The 2,257-nt window shown below is 37.4% G+C and carries 3 protein-coding genes; 1 reads left to right on the top strand and 2 read right to left on the bottom strand.

Translation table 11 applies throughout. The annotated features are described in order from the left end of the window. A partial coding sequence (locus ACSHXM_RS21695) for a class I SAM-dependent methyltransferase (RefSeq protein WP_435692498.1) occupies positions 1-249 on the top strand: 249 nt, incomplete at its 5' end. A gap of 116 nt (positions 250-365) precedes the next feature. Here ACSHXM_RS21695 and ACSHXM_RS21690 read toward each other — a convergent pair. Together ACSHXM_RS21690 and ACSHXM_RS21685 are read right to left on the bottom strand one after the other, a co-directional pair. Further along, the gene (locus ACSHXM_RS21690; RefSeq protein ID WP_435692496.1) at positions 366-725 is read right to left on the bottom strand and encodes a hypothetical protein; all 360 of its coding nucleotides are present in this window, start codon (positions 723-725) and stop codon (positions 366-368) included. A gap of 30 nt (positions 726-755) precedes the next feature. Beyond that, on the bottom strand, positions 756-2,257 hold a 1,502-nt coding region (locus ACSHXM_RS21685), incomplete at its 5' end, for a methyl-accepting chemotaxis protein (RefSeq protein WP_435692494.1).

Raw genomic sequence — 2,257 nt, 5'->3', positions numbered from 1 at the left:
GTTAATACCCTAAGTCAACATATCACCGAACATAGTGAATTAGTCATAGAGAACCTCAACGACATTGGCCTAGATTACGCAAAAACCCTAGATGACTGGAGAAAAAACTTCTTAGCGTCTTGGTCTGAATTAACCCATTTAGGTTACGACGAAAAATTTAAAAAGTTGTGGTTATATTACTTTGCTTACTGCGAAGGGGCTTTTTTAGAAAGAACAATCAGTACCGTGCATTTAGTTGCCAGAAAATAAAGGCATCTGAACTAACTCAAGATTAAGTTGAAAAGTCCATTTATAAAAAAACCGATGAACTTTGTCCATCGGGTTGTTTCAAAATAACGTGAGCAAAAGCTTAGTGTTAAAAACAGTTATCCACACTTATTGAATTCAGTATCTTTATTTTCATAAACAGTACAAAAGTCATCACTACCATTAGAAGCTTTTATTGCTGCACCATCAAATTTAGCGTTGATAACCTTAGATTTAGTCACAGTTAATCTTTTATTTTTACAAGAATTAACCGCTAAACTCGCACATTGATTAGCATCGGCAGCTTCTTTGAATTTTGAACAAGACTGCTTACCTTTACACTTTTTGTAGCTTATTTTTTCTTTACCTGGGCAAGAGGTTCTAGTGTATTGAATTTCACATGTGCCAGCGTATAACTCCCCTGCGAAAAAACACAAGATTGAGGCCGCTACAACTATAATGGTTTTAAGTTTTTTCATTACTAACTATCCTATTTTGATTTATTAAATTTACAGTTTAAATTGATTAACTAATACTCTTTGATTTGCAGCCATTTTTGATAAGTCTTGGCTGGCGGTTTGATTCTCCTGAGCACTTACTGATGTTTGTTCCGCTATATCTGCGATATGCACAATGTTTTCATTTTGTGATTTAGCTGCGGCACTTTGTTGATCTGTAGCTACAGAAATTTGATGACTCATATCTTTTATTGTACTGACAGATGTAGCAACGTTTGACAACATTTCACTTACTTCATCTACACCTTCAACACATTCTTGTGTCTCTTTTTGCGAGCGATTCATTGTGGCAACGGCTTTACTCGCACCATCCAATAGCCTTTCAATAAGCTGTTGAATTTCTGCAGTTGAATCTTGAGAACGACTGGCTAATGTCCTTACTTCATCCGCTACAACAGCAAAGCCACGCCCTTGTTCACCTGCTCTTGCCGCTTCAATTGCAGCGTTTAATGCTAATAAATTTGTTTGCTCAGCCACTCCACTAATCACATCCAATACTGAACCAATATTATTAGTATCCTCATTGAGTCGACTGATTACCTTAGCAGCGTCTTCAATTGACGAAGCCAAACCAACAATTGATGAAATATTGGTTTTGAGTAGCTCCTCACCCTGATTAACTTGATTGTGAGTTGTCTCAACTTCAGCCAATGTATTTTGCACATTACTTGAAACTGAGGTAACAGTTTCGGTCATTTGCTCGATTGAAGCGGCCATGGATTGAGTTTGCTGTTTTTGCTGATTGACACTTTCGAAACTCTGTTCACTAATAGCCGTGGTTTCCTCTGCTGTCGTGGCTAACATCTCAGAATTTGAAGAAATTTCTTTAAGTATATTTCGAAGGTTAGATATCAAGGTTTGCATACTAGTAGACATAACACCCAGCTCGTCATTTGAACTAGTTTCAAAGTGCACGGTTAAATCCCCCGTCGCGGCCAGTTTTATTTTGTCGACGGCAGCGTTAAGAGGAGTAGTAATTGATTTAGTCACCCATAACGCAATCAAAGTTGATAGAGCTAACACCAAAAGAGCACAAATAATCATGACAACTCTACTAGTAGTCACAGTAGAAGCCGCATCACTTTGTACATCTGCAGTGATATTCCTGACTTCTGAATTAAGCTGAACAATTACTTCCATTGCTGCACGAGCCAATTCTTTAGCCTCATTCAAGTTTTTCTTAGCCTTTTCTCTAGACTCAAGCATTTCTATCTGAGCATCTACTACATTTTCGTCACCAACCGCCAAATCTTCAAATTCTGTGAATTCATTGACTATCTGGCTTAACTCTTCTTTATCTCCAAGATCGCTTGTTGACTTTATTTTTTCGATCATTGCTTTTAACGCTTCTATATCACTTGCTACGTCACCTTTGGCAGCCATTACTTCAAATTTGATAGTGGATTTTAGTAGTCCATTTAGTGTTTCAACGAGGTTTTCTAGCGAAGTGGTAACGTCAGCAATAATTGTCATTGAGCTATCTTTTTCGGAAT

The sequence above is a fragment of the Paraglaciecola sp. genome (genome assembly GCF_051252315.1).
Taxonomy (GTDB): domain Bacteria; phylum Pseudomonadota; class Gammaproteobacteria; order Enterobacterales; family Alteromonadaceae; genus Paraglaciecola.
Note: the sequence above shows the minus strand (reverse complement) of the source record. Positions and strands in the feature narration are given on the sequence as shown.

Bases quoted from the DNA above. Each gene is read 5' to 3' on its own strand.
- ACSHXM_RS21690 (WP_435692496.1), bottom strand. From the start codon at position 725: ATGAAAAAACTTAAAACCATTATAGTTGTAGCGGCCTCAATCTTGTGT.